The 15,254-nt window shown below is 38.0% G+C and carries 13 protein-coding genes and 1 pseudogene; 4 read left to right on the forward strand and 10 right to left on the reverse strand.

The genetic code is table 11. The annotated features are described in order from the left end of the window. Positions 1 to 664: 664 nt before the first annotated feature. The 5 genes from AAC155_RS08795 to AAC155_RS08815 form a co-directional block, all read right to left on the reverse strand. Complete coding sequence (locus AAC155_RS08795; RefSeq protein ID WP_113041837.1) at positions 665 to 1,618, reverse strand: methyltransferase; 954 nt, start codon at positions 1,616 to 1,618, stop codon at positions 665 to 667. 143 nt (positions 1,619 to 1,761) lie between these two features. Further along, positions 1,762 to 2,715: a methyltransferase gene (locus AAC155_RS08800; RefSeq protein WP_113041838.1), complete on the reverse strand. Its 954-nt coding sequence runs from the start codon at positions 2,713 to 2,715 to the stop codon at positions 1,762 to 1,764. Positions 2,716 to 3,274: 559 nt separating this feature from the next. Further along, a complete protein-coding gene (locus AAC155_RS08805) occupies positions 3,275 to 4,228 on the reverse strand; it encodes a methyltransferase (protein WP_113041839.1) in 954 nt (317 codons plus the stop codon). A gap of 733 nt (positions 4,229 to 4,961) precedes the next feature. After that, positions 4,962 to 5,915, reverse strand: a complete 954-nt coding sequence (locus AAC155_RS08810; RefSeq protein ID WP_113041840.1) for a methyltransferase — start codon at positions 5,913 to 5,915, stop codon at positions 4,962 to 4,964. After that, positions 5,909 to 6,046, reverse strand: coding sequence for a hypothetical protein (locus AAC155_RS08815; protein ID WP_158536526.1), 138 nt, complete (start codon positions 6,044 to 6,046; stop codon positions 5,909 to 5,911). Before AAC155_RS08815 ends, AAC155_RS08810 begins: the two co-directional genes overlap by 7 nt. A 510-nt stretch (positions 6,047 to 6,556) precedes the next feature. Between AAC155_RS08815 and fdhE the strand changes: the two genes are divergently transcribed. The 4 genes from fdhE (at position 6,557) to AAC155_RS08835 (ending at position 12,561) form a co-directional block, all read left to right on the forward strand. After that, positions 6,557 to 7,486, forward strand: coding sequence for a formate dehydrogenase accessory protein FdhE (gene fdhE / locus AAC155_RS08820; protein WP_113041841.1), 930 nt, complete (start codon positions 6,557 to 6,559; stop codon positions 7,484 to 7,486). 21 nt (positions 7,487 to 7,507) lie between these two features. Further along, complete coding sequence (selA, locus tag AAC155_RS08825; protein WP_113041842.1) at positions 7,508 to 8,899, forward strand: L-seryl-tRNA(Sec) selenium transferase; 1,392 nt, start codon at positions 7,508 to 7,510, stop codon at positions 8,897 to 8,899. Positions 8,900 to 8,932: 33 nt separating this feature from the next. Then, a complete protein-coding gene (gene selB, locus AAC155_RS08830; protein WP_113041843.1) occupies positions 8,933 to 10,792 on the forward strand; it encodes a selenocysteine-specific translation elongation factor in 1,860 nt (619 codons plus the stop codon). A gap of 119 nt (positions 10,793 to 10,911) precedes the next feature. Then, the gene (locus AAC155_RS08835; RefSeq protein ID WP_113041882.1) at positions 10,912 to 12,561 is read left to right on the forward strand and encodes an LTA synthase family protein; all 1,650 of its coding nucleotides are present in this window, start codon (positions 10,912 to 10,914) and stop codon (positions 12,559 to 12,561) included. Here the strand turns inward: AAC155_RS08835 and AAC155_RS08840 are convergent. The 5 genes and pseudogenes from AAC155_RS08840 to AAC155_RS08860 all read right to left on the reverse strand — a co-directional run bounded on the left by AAC155_RS08840 (position 12,538) and on the right by AAC155_RS08860 (position 14,644). Continuing rightward, positions 12,538 to 12,717 carry a hypothetical protein gene (locus AAC155_RS08840; protein ID WP_125026265.1) on the reverse strand — a complete coding sequence of 60 codons (180 nt, stop codon included), beginning with the start codon at positions 12,715 to 12,717 and terminating at the stop codon, positions 12,538 to 12,540. The two genes, AAC155_RS08835 and AAC155_RS08840, sit on opposite strands and share 24 nt — an antisense overlap. Before the next feature lie 40 nt (positions 12,718 to 12,757). Then, positions 12,758 to 13,258, reverse strand: a pseudogene (locus AAC155_RS08845) (HipA domain-containing protein); the annotation flags it as partial. Positions 13,259 to 13,407: 149 nt separating this feature from the next. Further along, complete coding sequence (locus AAC155_RS08850; protein ID WP_065388823.1) at positions 13,408 to 13,689, reverse strand: helix-turn-helix domain-containing protein; 282 nt, start codon at positions 13,687 to 13,689, stop codon at positions 13,408 to 13,410. A gap of 126 nt (positions 13,690 to 13,815) precedes the next feature. After that, the gene (locus tag AAC155_RS08855; RefSeq protein WP_240002824.1) at positions 13,816 to 14,220 is read right to left on the reverse strand and encodes a DUF1240 domain-containing protein; all 405 of its coding nucleotides are present in this window, start codon (positions 14,218 to 14,220) and stop codon (positions 13,816 to 13,818) included. Positions 14,221 to 14,296: 76 nt separating this feature from the next. After that, positions 14,297 to 14,644: a hypothetical protein gene (locus AAC155_RS08860; protein WP_240002826.1), complete on the reverse strand. Its 348-nt coding sequence runs from the start codon at positions 14,642 to 14,644 to the stop codon at positions 14,297 to 14,299. Positions 14,645 to 15,254: the final 610 nt, after the last annotated feature.

Raw genomic sequence — 15,254 nt, forward strand, 5'->3', positions numbered from 1 at the left:
ATTGGATATCGCAACAACCTATTTAAAACAAAATGTAATTATTAACTTTGTTACCTTTTCATGTAAAGATACAATTCACTTTGCTTTCGTATTGTTAAAAGCAAGCTACCAGATTATATTAAATTGGATAAAAAGAAATGACAAAGATCACAATTAGCTCTTCTCAGAATTCTTGATAATTAAATATAAAAAAATCACGCAGTATATATATTACTATTTACATTCATTTATAGAAGAAATAAATAATTATAAAACCTGAAAAATTATAAGGTATTTTTTAAACGTATTATTTCAGCAACAGGAGAAAAACGTCAATGAGTTCCTCTTCAAAGATCATCAATGAAAGGTAGTCATATCCTACCCATTGTTAATTAACTGCCTATCCCAATAGGGCTATTGGGATAGGCACTAAGTTTAATTCAATAAGATAAGATAAAAATATGGCATCAGATATTTTGATGCCATACTTGTTATACCTGCTTTCAGAGACACAATATCCATATAACTATTTCTTGTGGAGTTCCATAATTATACCCGTCATCTTTCAAGTTGCCTCTTTGTTGGCTGCACTCGCTCACCCCGGTCACATAGTTACCTATGCTCCCGGGGATTCACTCCCTTGCCGTCGCGATACATCTTGAAATCCATTGGGTATATCTGTAATTTATTTTACACCTAGCTCTATAATTGAATATTTTTCATTTATATCTTTGATATCTTTAACGACAAACCCTGCTTGGTGAGCCAAATCCTCTAATTCATTCAAATAACGCTCTTTTCCTAATAATAGTACATCCATTAATATATCCGTAGAGTCAATTATTTCTAATTTTAATTTTCTCACCATACCTATTAACAAAACAGTTGCATTATCATCCACAGCTTTTCGGCAATTCTCTAAAATCAGTATTGCGTTATTATCAGACCAATTATGGATAATATTCTTTAAAATATATAAATCATAACCAGATGGAACTGATTTAAAAAAATCTCCGTTTATAAATTCAATATCTTCTAAAACAGGAATTTCATTATATCTGTCCAATACAGCGTAATGTTTTCCTTTTATTTTTTCATTTATTCTTACTAAAAGCTTTCCTTCTCCTCCTCCAACATCTAATATTCTGCTATGTTGACTAAAATCATAAACATCAAGTATTTTCTCTATTATTTTGTCCGAGTTTTTTGACATAAAAGAATCAAAATTTGATCTGAACAATTCATGATTATCCAAATATTCAAAGAATGGTTTTCCATGCGCTATTTCAAATGCCGTTTTGTTATTATTCTCATATAAGGATTTTGAATACATTGACCAAGCGTTCCAGTATTCTGGGCTAACTTCGCACCTTATCATCAATGATTCCATACTTTCAGGATCGGCAAGTGCACTGCATTCCTCAGAAAGTGCAACTCCCTCATTGCGGCTAACCAATACCCCTATTTTGATTAAATATTCACATAACCGGCTAAAGCGAGAATGATCAAGACCATATTGACAGGAAAGTTCGCTGATATTTACGCAGGCCCCATCTTTAAAGTGAACAGATAAACCCATATCAACAAAAGCATAAATTGCGGTTGATTTTCTACATGATGTAATAAGATCGATTAGCATAGCGTTATCCTTTATATCCGTTATCTTTCAAGTTGCCTCTTTGTTGGCTGCACTCACTCACCCCGGTCACATAGTTATCTATGCTCCCGGGGATTCGTTCCCTTGCCGTCGCGATGCATCTTGAAATCCATAGGGTATATAATTTATTTTACACCTAGTTGGATAATTGAATATGATTCGTCGATATCTTTAACATCTTGAATGACCAGCCCTGCTTGGTTAGCCAAATATTCGAATTCCGTTAAGTCACGCTCTTTCCCTAAAGATGATACATCCATTAATATATCAAAATATTTAATTGTTTTAGACTGTGGCTTTTTCATTAAAGTTATTAATAAAATAGTTGCATTATTACCCATTGCCTTTCGGCAATTTTCTAAAATGAGTATTGCATCATTATCAGGCCAATCATGAATAACATTCTTTAGAATATATAAATCGTAACCTGCCGGAATTGATCTAAAAAAATCTCCATCTATAAAATCTATGTTTTCGTAATCAGGAAGTACATTATATCTGTCCAATACAGCGTAATGTTTTTCTTTTATCTTTTCACTCATTCTTATCAGAAGATTCCCTTCGCCTCCGCCAACATCTAATATTTTATCGTGTTGACTAAAATCATAAATATAAAATAATTTTTCAATCATTTTATCTGAATCTTTTGACATTAAGGAATCAAATTTTGATTTGAGCAATTTATTACTATCCAAATGCTCAAAGAATGGTTTTCCATTCGCTATTTCAAATGCCGATTTACCATTATTTTCAAGTAAGGATTTTGGGTACATTAACCAAGCGTTCCAGAGATCTGAGTTAAATTCCCACTTTGCAATTAATGATTCCATACTCTCAGGATCGGCAAGCACACTACATTCCTCAGAAAGTGCAACTCTATCATTGCTGCTAACCAATACCCCGATTTCAATTAAGAAATCACATAATCGATTAAGTCGAGAATAATCAATACCATATTGGCTGGCAAGTTCGTTGATATCCATATAAGTGCCATTTTTAAAGTGAACAGACAAACCTGTATCCACAAAAGTATAGATGGCAATTGATTTTCTATATGATGTAATAAGTTCGGCTAGCATTAGTTGTCCTTTATATCTTTATCTTATATACCCATCATCTTTCAAGTTGCCTCTTTGTTGGCTGTACTCCCTTACCGTCGCGATGCATCTTGAAATCCATAGAGTATAAAAAAGTGAATTTTTTATCTAAAATTCAGAAAATACCATGATAATTTATTAGGTATTCTGATAACTAGAATGAGTTCATTAACTTTGCTATCTTTTCTTGGTAATATAAATGAAGATATCATTCTCCTTATTATCCAATTGGTTAACTGACTTTGGTTATGTATTTTTGGGGTTAAAATTGTTAATTATCGGGCTATATTAAACATGATAAAAAGAAATGATGAAGATTACAATTAACTCTTTTAAGGGGTTTTAAAAATCAAATAAAATAATTTAACTTAATATATTTATTTATGCTATCTAAATTATTTTCATTTCCACGAATGAACTTTCTTTCCACTTTAATATCCATATATTTTATTGATATAAAAAAGTATGTCATCAAATATTTGCACGACATACTTATTATATATTTTTTCAGAGAAACAATATCCATACAATTATATTTAAATTATTTTACCCCTAGCTGGATAATTGAAGATAATTCATCGATATCTTTAACATCTTTAATAACCAATCCTGCCTGGTTAACCAAATGCTCTAATTCCGTCAAATAACGCTCTTTTCCTGAAAATAGTACATCCATTAATATATCCAAATATATCACCATTTTAGATTGTGGTTTCTTCGTATAACTTATCAATAAAACAGTTGAACCATTATCCATTGCCTTACGGCAATTTTCTAAAATGAGTATTGCATTCTTATCAGGCCAATCGTGAATAATATTCTTTAAAAGATATAAATCATAACCTGATGGAATTGACTTTAGAAAATCTCCATTTATAAAATCTATATTTTCCAAAACAGGAATTTCATCATATCTATCTAATACAGCGTAATGTTTTCCTTTTATCTTTTCGCCCATTTTAACCAAAAGATTTCCTTCTCCTCCTCCAACATCTAATATTCTGTCGTACTGGCTAAAATCATAAATATCAAGTAGCTTTTCAATGATTTTATCTGAGATTTTTGACATTGAAGAATCAAAATTTGATTTGAGTAATTTATTACTAGCTAAATATTCAAAGAATGATTTTCCATGCTCTATTTCAAATGCCGGTTTTCCATCATTTTCAAGTAAAGATCTTGGATACATTGACCAAGCGCTCCAGCAATCTGGACTCAACTCCCATTTTACAATTAATGACTCCATACTTTCAGGATCGGCAAGTGCACTACATTCCTCAGAAAGGCTAACTTTATGGCCGTGGTTAACCAATACCCCAATTTCAATTAAAAAATCACATAATCGATCAAGTCGTGAATAATCAATACCACATTGACGGGAAAGTTCGTCTATATCTACATAAGCTCCATTTCTAAAGTGAATAGATAAACCGGTATCAACAAAAGCGTAGATTGCGGCTGATTTTCTATACGATGTAATAAGTTCGGCTAGCATTGAGTTATCCTTTATGTCTTTATCTTATATACCCGTCATCTTTCAAGCTGCCTCTTTGTTGGCTGCACTCGGTCACATAGTTACCTATGCTCCCGGGGATTCACTCCCTTGCCGTCGCGATCCATCTTGAAATCCATAGGGTATAAATAGAGTAAGTGTTTTATCTAAAATACATTAAATACCATAATGAATAATTGGATATTTCGATAACTAATATGTGATTATTATCTTTGTTACCTTTTCATCGTGAGATAATAAAAATTCCACTCTCCTTATTTGCCCATTGTTTAACTTACTTTAATAATGCATTTTTAAACAGAATTGTTAACTATCAGACTATATTAAATTCGACAAAAATAAATGACAAAGATCACAATTAACTCTTCTCAGAAACTTCCAATATAAAATAGAATTGTTTAATATAGTTATTAATCGTTTTTATTGTCAGAGAGTAAGTTTGCTTTCTATTTTAATACTTATACCCGTCATCTTTCAAGCTGCCTCTTTGTTGGCTGCACTCACTCACCCCGGTCACATCGTTATCTATGCTCCCAGGGATTCGCTCCTTTGCCGCCGCGATGCATCTTGAAATCCATAGGGTATATACATTTAATTATTAACATAAAATAAAATGTGGCATCAAATATCTTGATGCCACATTATATATATATATTTCACAATGATCGATTATAAATATAATCATCTTTGGAAATAATCCTAAACCCCTAATAATTTATTTTACCCCTAATTCTATAAATGAAAATATTTCATCTAAATCTTCATAAGATCGAATGACAAGTCCCGCTTGGCTAGCTATATCTTCGAATTCAGACAAATAACGTTGTTTCGCTGAAAATAGCATATCCATTAATATATCCACAGATTTAACTACCAAGGATTGTGGTTTTTTCATTAAGGTTATTATCAAGAGGGTTGTGTTATTATCCATCGCTTCTCGGCAATTCTTCAAAATGGATATAGCATCATTATCAGGCCAGTTATGGAGAACATTTTTTAAAATATATAAATCATAACCTGTCGGAATTGGCTTAAAAAAATCTCCGCTTATGAAATTTATACCTTCTGAAATAGGCACTTCATTATATCTGTCCAATACAGCGTAATCTTTTCCTTTGACCTGTTCACTGATTCTGATCAAAAGCTCTCCGTCTCCACCCCCCAGATCTAATATTCTGTTATGTTTATTAAAATCATAAATAACAAGCAATTCTTTAATTATTTTATTTGTGTATTTTGACATTAAAGCATCAAAATCTGATTTTAATCCCTTATTACTATCCAAATGCTCAAAGAATGATTTTCCATGCACCATTTCAAATGCCGATTTACCATTGTTTTCCAGTAAGGATTTTGGATACATTAACCAAGAATCCCAATGTTCTGAATTGATTTCATATTTTACTGTTAAGAATTCTACGCTATTAGGATCAGCAAGTGCACTGCATTCCTCAGAAAGTGCAACCCCTTGGTTGCTGCTAACCAATACTCCTATTTCAATTAAGAAATCACATAGCCGATTAAGTCTTGAATAATCAATACCATATTGACTGGCAAGTTTGTTAATATCTACATAGTCTCCATTTTTAAAGTGAATAGATAAACCAGCATCAACAAAAGTATAGATTGCAGCGGTTTTTCTATATGATGTAATGAGATCGATTAGCATTGAATTACCCTTTCTGTATTTTTAAATGAGGTTATTATATAGAACATAGATAGTACCACTATAACTAACCATATATATCCGTCATCTTTCAAGTTGCCTCTTTGTTGGCTGCACTCGCTCACCCCGGTCACATAATTATCTATGCTCCCAGGGATTCACTCCCTTGCCGTCGCGATCCATCTTGAAATCCATAGGGTATATAGTTGAAACACTTTTATCCCCAAATGTAATTATTAACTTTGCTATCTTTTCCTTATGAGATAATGAAAATTTGATTCATTTTTGACAATTGCTTACTCACTTTAATTATATGTTTTTAGCCGTAAGTAATTAACTCTCAGACTATATAAAATATGATAGAAAGAAATGTTAAAAATCACAATTAACTCTTTTTAGGGGTTTTTAAGATTAAATTAAAAGATATGCCTTAATAATATTTTTCTTTCAGAAAACTCACACAAAGAATGAATGATTATAAAAAGATTGATAACCATTTCATGAATATATTGATTATTACCGACCACATAATTTCAAGTATTATCTCTGTAGCCCAGAAACCACTTTTGATCTATGCTGAACGCTAAAAACAAGCTTAAGATTATTATCAATCTAAAAGCCCCACAGCAGGAAGATAGAACTTAATGAGTATCCACATCGTTCCTCAAGAACAGCTGAGCAAAGATCGCATCAATGAAAAAACAGCAGATTATATCCCACCATTGCTTTTTGCTAATCTGAGAAATCTTTATCAGCATCGAGCAGAACGCCTGCAACAATTGGCAAAAGAGAGTCCATTCGTTGATTATCTTAACTTTTCAGCACAAGTTGCCCAAGCTCAGCAAAAAGCGTTGCATGATAATCCATTGAAAATGGAGATAGCAGATATCTTAGAAAAATCTGTCATTGAAGGTAAACCGCCTCTGGATTGCAAAACCTTCCAACGTACTGAACACTGGCAAAAATTACTTCACTCTCTGATAGCAGAATTACTGCCAGATGCGTCGGAACATGTTAATGCCGCTCTGGATAATCTAGAAAAAGCGCCAGAACAGGAGCTGGAACAGATGGCCGATGCTCTGCTGAAAAATGAATTCAGTAAAATCAGCCCTGAAAAAGCACTTTTTATCTGGGCGGCACTTTCCCTCTATTGGGCACAAATGGCAAATCAAATCCCAGGAAAAGCGAGGGCAGAATATGGTGAACATCGTCAGTTTTGCCCGGTTTGCAATAGTATGCCGGTCTCTAGTGTCGTTCATATCGGCACAACCAACGGGTTGCGTTATCTGCATTGTAGTTTGTGTGAAAGTGAATGGCATGTGGTACGGGTAAAATGCAGTAACTGCGAACAAACACGCGATCTTAATTATTGGTCACTGGATAGTGAACATGCCGCTGTGAAAGCGGAAAGTTGCGGCGATTGTGGTAGTTATTTGAAAATTCTCTATCAGGAGAAAGATCCGAAAGTTGAAGCTGTTGCTGATGATCTAGCTTCACTGATCCTCGATGCCAAAATGGAAGAGGAAGGTTTTGCCCGCAGTAGCATCAACCCGTTTTTGTTCCCAAATGAGTAACAATGAATTGACGGAATTGCCATGACACATAAACCATACCCATTGTACAGCCAGCTCCCCGCCATTGATCGTCTATTGCATGAGCCACAGATAGCCCCATTCGTGGAACAATATGGACAGACGTTGGTCACTGCCACATTAAGAGGAATGCAGGAGCAGGCCAGAATCAATATCAAGCAGTATCAGGTACTGCCTGATTGGTGTGATAACTGGGCCTTGGCACTTGGTCAGCAACTGGAACAGAAACAAGTTTTGGCTTTAAAGCCGGTGTTTAATCTTAGTGGTACGGTGATTCATACCAATCTTGGCCGAGCATTAATGGCAGAATCAGCGATTGAAGCGGTAACACAAGTGATGCGTTCACCTGTAACGTTGGAATATTCCCTCAATGACGCCGGACGTGGACACCGTGACCATGCTTTGGCGGATTTACTGTGCGAATTAACCGGGGCGGAAGATGCCTGTATTGTTAATAACAATGCAGCGGCGGTGTTGTTATTGCTGGCAACCGTAGCATCCGGTAAGCAAGTTGTGGTTTCTCGTGGCGAACTAGTGGAAATTGGTGGCGCATTCCGTATTCCTGATGTGATGGTTCAGGCAGGATGCCGATTAGTTGAAGTCGGCACAACAAACCGCACTCACCTGCAAGATTATCGGCAGGCGATTAATGAAGAGACCGCTCTCCTCATGAAAGTGCATGCCAGTAACTACAATATTGAAGGTTTTACCACGGAAGTGTCTGGCCGTGAATTGGCCGCTCTGGGAATAGCCTCGCAAATTCCTACTGCAATTGATCTGGGTAGCGGTTCCATGATCAATATGGCGCAATATGGCTTGCCAGCCGAACCTATGCCTCAAGATTATCTGAATCAGGGCATCGATTTGGTCACTTTCTCTGGTGATAAATTACTGGGGGGACCACAAGCTGGCATTATTCTCGGCAAAAAGCGCTGGATAGAAGCAATCCAGCGTCATCCGCTGAAACGTGCTTTGCGGGCAGATAAGATGACGCTGGCCGCTTTGGAAGCCACATTGCGGTTATATCAGCGCCCCGAACAGCTTTGCCAACAGTTGCCAACGTTACGTCTGTTAACCCGTTCACAACAACAAATGCATGATATGGCACAACAGCTATTACCTCAGCTTCAAGCACATTACGGTGACCAATTTATTGTTCGTGATGAACCCTGTTATTCACAGATTGGCAGTGGTTCACTGCCGGTTGATCGTCTGCCGAGTTGGGCTTTGACTTTCGCTGCCGTTGATGGTCAGGGGAGCTCGTTAGAGCGGTTGGCCCGGTGCTGGCGTGGATTAGCGAAACCCGTTCTTGGTCGTATCTCTGGCGGACGTTTATGGCTGGATTTACGCTGTCTTGAAGATGAAAAAGCACTATTGCAGGCACTATTGCTGTAATTTTCTGAAATACAATAATTTTCTGAAACTATTATGATTTTTGCCACCGCGGGCCATGTTGATCATGGTAAAACCACACTTATTCAAGCGATTACCGGCGTTAATACAGCCCATTTACCGGAAGAGAAAAAGCGTGGGATGACCATCGATTTAGGTTATGCCTATTGGCCGCAACCGGATGACTCTTCGGTTGGTTTTATCGATGTGCCCGGACATGAGAAATTCCTCGCTAATATGTTGGCAGGGATCGGAGGTATTGATCATGTTTTATTAGTGGTTGCCTGTGACGATGGGGTAATGGCTCAAACGAGAGAACATTTAGCTATTCTGCGTTTGATTGGCCGCCCGGCGATGACAGTTGCGCTCACTAAAGCAGATCGAGTGGAATCGCAACGAATAGTTGAAGTCCGCCAACAAATTGAACATCAACTGGCAATGCAGGGTTGGAGCGAGTTCCCTCTGTTTGTAACGGCTGCGGCGGATGAAGAAAGTATTGTCCCTTTGAGGCAGCATCTGTTGCAGTTGCATCAGCAAAATAAGCAGCATGAAAAATTACATCAGCGTTTTCGTCTAGCGATAGATCGCGCTTTCAGTGTAAAAGGAGCGGGTCTGGTCGTAACGGGAACAGCATTGGCCGGCCGGGTCAGGGTGGGAGATACCCTCTGGCTAACCGGCCGGGATCAGCAAGTCAGAGTACGTGGCTTGCATGCTCAGAATCAACAGGCCGATACGGCTCAAGCCGGGCAACGTATTGCACTGAATATTACTGGTGATGTGAGTAAAGAACAGGTTTCCCGTGGTGATTGGCTACTTTCCCACAAACCCTTTGAGCATGTAGAAAAGGTATTGGTGGAAGTAGAAACTGATGAACCTTTGCGAAACTGGCAACCAATTCATATTCATCATGCTACCAGCCATATAACGGGGCGAATTTCATTACTAAATCAACTTTCTGATAAGCCTCTGCTGGCTGAATTGACGCTTGATAGCCCATTGTGGTTGGTTGAGAATGACCGGCTGATATTGCGAGATATCAGTGCCAAAAAAACAGTTGCTGGTGCGCGAGTGATAAATCTAAATTCCCCCCGTCGTGGTAAGCGCCAGCCAGAATTTTTGCATTGGCTCACTCGGCTTGCCAAAACATCAGATCATGCAGCTAATTTAGCGCTCCATTTGCCACGAGGCGCACTTTCTCTCAACCACTTTTCTTGGGCACGTCAGTTAACGGAAGCAACTCTCCACCAGCTACTCATTGATAAGGATGTGATTATTGCCAATGGTATGGTGTTATCACAGAACAATGCCAGATTAGCAAAGCAGAAATTACTACAAGTTTTGGCTGAATATCACCAGCAACATGTCGATCAACTGGGTTTAGGCAGAGCACGTCTAAAACGGATGGCGCTGCCAACGCTGGATGAAGCGCTAGTTTACACTTTGATAGATGCATTGCTCAGTGATGGACAGCTAAAGCAATTACGAGGTTGGTTATATCTTCCTAAACACGGTTTGTCTTTTAGTGATGAACAGGCAAAATTATGGCAACGAATAGCCCCCTATTTCACAGATGATCCGTGGTGGGTACGCGACCTGGCTGCTGATTTAAAAGAAGAAGAGGCAACAGTCCGCAATTTGTTGAAAAAATCCGCTCAATTGGGGCATATTATCGCGATTGTTCCTGATCGTTATTATTGTAGCCAACGAATTCAACAATTCGCGGAGCTAATTCGCCAATTTAATCAAGATTATGGTGCAATTACCGCTGCGGATTTTCGTGATCAACTCGGTATCGGTCGTAAATTGGCTATTCAGATATTGGAATTTTTTGATCGCAGTGGTTTTACTCGTCGTCGGGCTGAGTCGCATATTCTCAGAGATAATGGGCTATTCTGATGATTTTTTTATTTAAAATATAGATGATTTCGGCAAAATCACCGTCTTGTTTCATCGATTCAACTGATCTGTGTTATTTTGCCAACCGTGGACCATCTATTAATTGGATTCAATACGATATGAAAAAGAAGATAATATCGGGTGTTTATCTGGGATTATTGTTTATTGCAACTTTAATACTGGTTTTTGAAAAAAGTGAAGATATTTACCCGGCACTGATCGCTGTCGGCGTGTTTGGTGTGATATTTGGCCTCGTGTTTTTTGTGTCAGCCCGGTTACTGTTTTCTACGGCCTTTACCGGAACACTGTTTATTATCTTTAAGTTCCTCAATCAGATAAAAGTGCATTACTACAAAGAACAGTTGATGTTCTCCGATCTAAACTTGATGTTTGATCCTGCCAATCAGGAAACATTACGCCACTATTGGCTGGCCGGTTTAGGCGTTGTCGCTATGTTTATCTGGTTGATTTTTAACATGACGCTGAGTTGGAAAAAATCATCTCCCCTCCGTGGATTCAAATGGCGTACTGTCGGCTTGGTTCTGGCGGCGTTCTGTACATGGGAAGTGAGCGCTACTGCCAATGCATTCAGAGCGCAGTGGGAATCTTCACTACCAAAAGGACGTGGTACAGTCACCAATATGGTGATGTCGGCTAAAGATGCCAAATATCATGCGCCTCAGTTTGGGCAATCATCCGATTATTTTCTACAACAGGCTAGGAATATTGTTCTGCCTGTACCGCAGTCAGCGATTAAACCTGACGTGGTGATGTTATTACAGGAATCCACCGTGACTCCGCATATCTATCAACTGCCTGATGATACCCGCTTACCTAATCTTTATATGTTTCAGCGGGATTTGGGTGTCAGCGCACAAAGTCCAATGCGGGTGCAAACTTTCGGTGGTGGTACCTGGTTATCTGAATTTTCTGCTCTGACGGGCTTAAATACAGATGATTTTGGCTCACGTAAAAATGCGGTTTTTTATTTTATTGTTGATCACCTGAAATACAGCTTGTTCCGTGAAATGAAACAGAATGGCTATTACACGGTTGTTTTGACGCCATTTAATAAATCTTCTTATCATTCCGGTCATGCCTATCAGACTCTCGGCGTTGATCGCATTATTCAGCCACAGGAATTGGGATATCCCGCCAGTCTCGATAAAAATCTGTGGACTATCTCTACCCAAGAGATGTTGGGCTATGTGAAAGAAATTTTGGCACAGGAAACGAATAAGCCGCTCTTTATTTTCTCACTGACTATGTATGAACACGGCCCATATGATGAAGATCATGCTGATGATTACGAGCTTGCCGGACATGTAAAAAATTCACAGGCAGTGGGTAAGTTCAGTCACTACATGGAGAAAATCAAAGCTTCTGATCCGGCAATCAAAGATTTCAGTGAGTTTGTTGCTAAACGGGAAAAGCCAACCATGTTCCTCTACTTTGGTGATCATCAACCCAATATCAGCCTAAATCAGTACAATGGCGTATTTTCAAATCCGGGTCATATCACCCAATTTACTATGCGGGATAACTTGCACCAGGGAGCATCTATTCAGACTGATGAACTGACGGATATTTCATTCCTCGGTAGCATGATTATGGAGAGAGCTAAACTGGATGCTTCACCTTTTTATCGCGCGAATATGACAATGCGTCATCTCTGCCGGGGAGCGTTGGATGATTGTCAGGATAAAGCGCTGGTGGAAAGTTATAAACACTATATTTATCAGCAACTAGACGTTGCAGGTAAAAAGTAAGTTATACCCGTTATCTTTCAAGCTGCCTCTTTGTTGGCTGCACTCACTCACCCCGGTCACATAGTTACCTATGCTCCCGGGGATTCGCTCCCTTGCCGTCGCGATGCATCTCGAAATCCATAGGGTATATATACCCATAATGTGAGTAGGTGCCATATTTATATGGCACTTGCTGTAGATAATGTTGATGAGAATGTTAATCCCACCCAATTTTCAGACGCTTTGCTCTGGCTTGTAACCCTCCCAATATCGAGTTACTGATATGAACAGGGAAATCTATCGGCAACTGGCCTCTGACATTCATGACAACGGTATCAACCGTCTCAGCATATTCAGTAAGAATTCTTGCCATCGAATCCTTATCAAATCCAGCGGCCTTGGCTGTTTGAAAAAAGTGCCTTGGGAATATCTGCTCTATATTGTACTTCCTACCTCTCGTCCCAGTTAGCCCCATCGCCAATTTGGCATCTCGGGGATGAAGCCCTCTGCCTCCGAATACAGGGTACATGGAAAGAATGTCATAAAAAGGCGTTAGCCGATAATGGCCCTCAGCCTCAATAAACAGTGAAAAGTTTTTTGCATGGCCGTCTGTGGCAGCCAACAGCCAAAACAATACTTGGATCTTCATAAATTCATAACGGTCAGTCTCGGCTTTAACCGAACCCAAGAGGCAGGACATGATCTCGGGAATCCCAGGGCCACCATGACTCTCACACTTTTTCGCCGAAGGTTAGCACTTTCTCTAGTTCCACCTCGGATAAGGGCTTATATTCAATCCTCTTGATTGGCTTTGGTGAATAAATACTCCAACCCGATAACCGTTCATGTAGACATCCAGTGCTGCCATTACCACTCCTCTTTCCACACCGGGTCCGACGTTGTGCAATCATCTTCCACTGACGAATTTATCTTAGTAACGTTTCTTGGCCGGATATCGAGTTCTAAATTCAACGCCGACATAATCTTAAAGAAGGTCTCCAGCTTGGTAGAATCTGGGTGTAGCTCAAAGCTTGATACCGTGTCCTGCCGAATACCCACTTTGCTTGCCACTTTGCCCTGAGAAAGTTTTTGAGTAAGCCTGATATCTTTTAAATATACGCTAAGTTGTTTCGAGTTAGTCACTTTCATATTGAGATCAACCAATTTGAAAAGTTAACCTCATTGTTACACGCTATGACAGGTAAATCAATTTTTACACGCTACAGCCGGTAAATATAGTTTTACCTGTTATAACCGGTAAATAAAAACATATTATTAGTGACAAAGTGAAATATCCTTAACATACTTATTTGGTGCCATCCATGATGATTTACTACAGATTAAATATCCCTCAGATTTCAATTCATCATCAACATAAAAAGATACAAATAAAGTAAGAATAAATCCAATTATCGATACACATGAAATATAATCCCCAATTTTACTATTAAGACGTTTCACCTTACCCAATGATATTCTATATAAAATAAAAGAAATATAAATCAACACAGGACTAAACCAAATAGCTCCCGCGCTTTTCCATGAGAATGTAATAACACTATCATGCTTAAAAAAATCGATATAATTATTCAATGAAAAAAATATAGATAACACTGCCATAAAAAGAAGTAATAAAATTCCAGAATATAATTTGGCTTTATTTTCATTTATATTATCCACGACTAAACCTACCCCACATATTAAAAAACTGATCCGGATGATATGGTGTCGGATTTGTTTTTTTATTTTTTATATTTTATATTATCGTTTCACTAATTTTAAAGTGGTCATCTAACCAATATAAAGCAAGAGAAGTTAAAAACCCAATCGCAAAAACGCCAAGAGCTACAAGCATAAGACTTCCCCCTAAAGCTAAAATTGGAGAAACGATTAGAGTATTAGTAGCCGTAGCAATACCTATTGAGATAGCTAATTTTGCACCATCAATTGTTAAATTAACGAATAAATCAACCAATCCATATTCATCTTTAAATATTAACTCAACTAGTCTATATGCGGCTGAGAATACTATACCGAATCTAGCGCCTTGGGCAATTCCAGCTTCAATACCTAGCGTACCTACCCCAAAAGACACTATACCCAATGGATTTCAAGATGCATCGCGACGGCAAGGGAACGAATCCCCGGGAGCATAGATAACTATGTGACCGGGGTGAGTGAGTGCAGCCAACAAAGAGGCAACTTGAAAGATGACGGGTATATACGTGGATTATTAGCCAGATATCTTGTAGCGTTTAAATAGTTTCTTACACTAGGGTAACCTGATAACTTTATATATCTTCTTCCATCCTTACCAAAATACTCTGTTGCTTCCACACAGAAACTTCTTAAATCATTTACTATTCTTGCCACCCCAAAAGAATCATGGATATTACCAGAAAATGATGAAGCTGGATCAACATATGAATAAAAGGTTTTAATATTATTTTTCCATGAATTATAGAAATTATGATCTAGTGTTTTCATATAATCTATAGCTTCATCTTTTGTCAATAAAGCAATAACTTCTTGGTTTAGTTTAAATTGATGTTCCAATTCCAATAGCATACGGTTATATTTTTGCTCTTCTATTTGCTTCTTAAAATCAAGATGATCTTCTAATCTGTAATCATTATCAACAAATGTTTTTAACCGTGGGTCATACTTCATCTTGTAACTCCATCTATATTATATACCCGTCATCTTTCAAGTTG

The organism is Photorhabdus sp. HUG-39 (assembly GCF_963878365.1).
GTDB classification, from domain to species: Bacteria; Pseudomonadota; Gammaproteobacteria; order Enterobacterales; family Enterobacteriaceae; genus Photorhabdus; species Photorhabdus kayaii.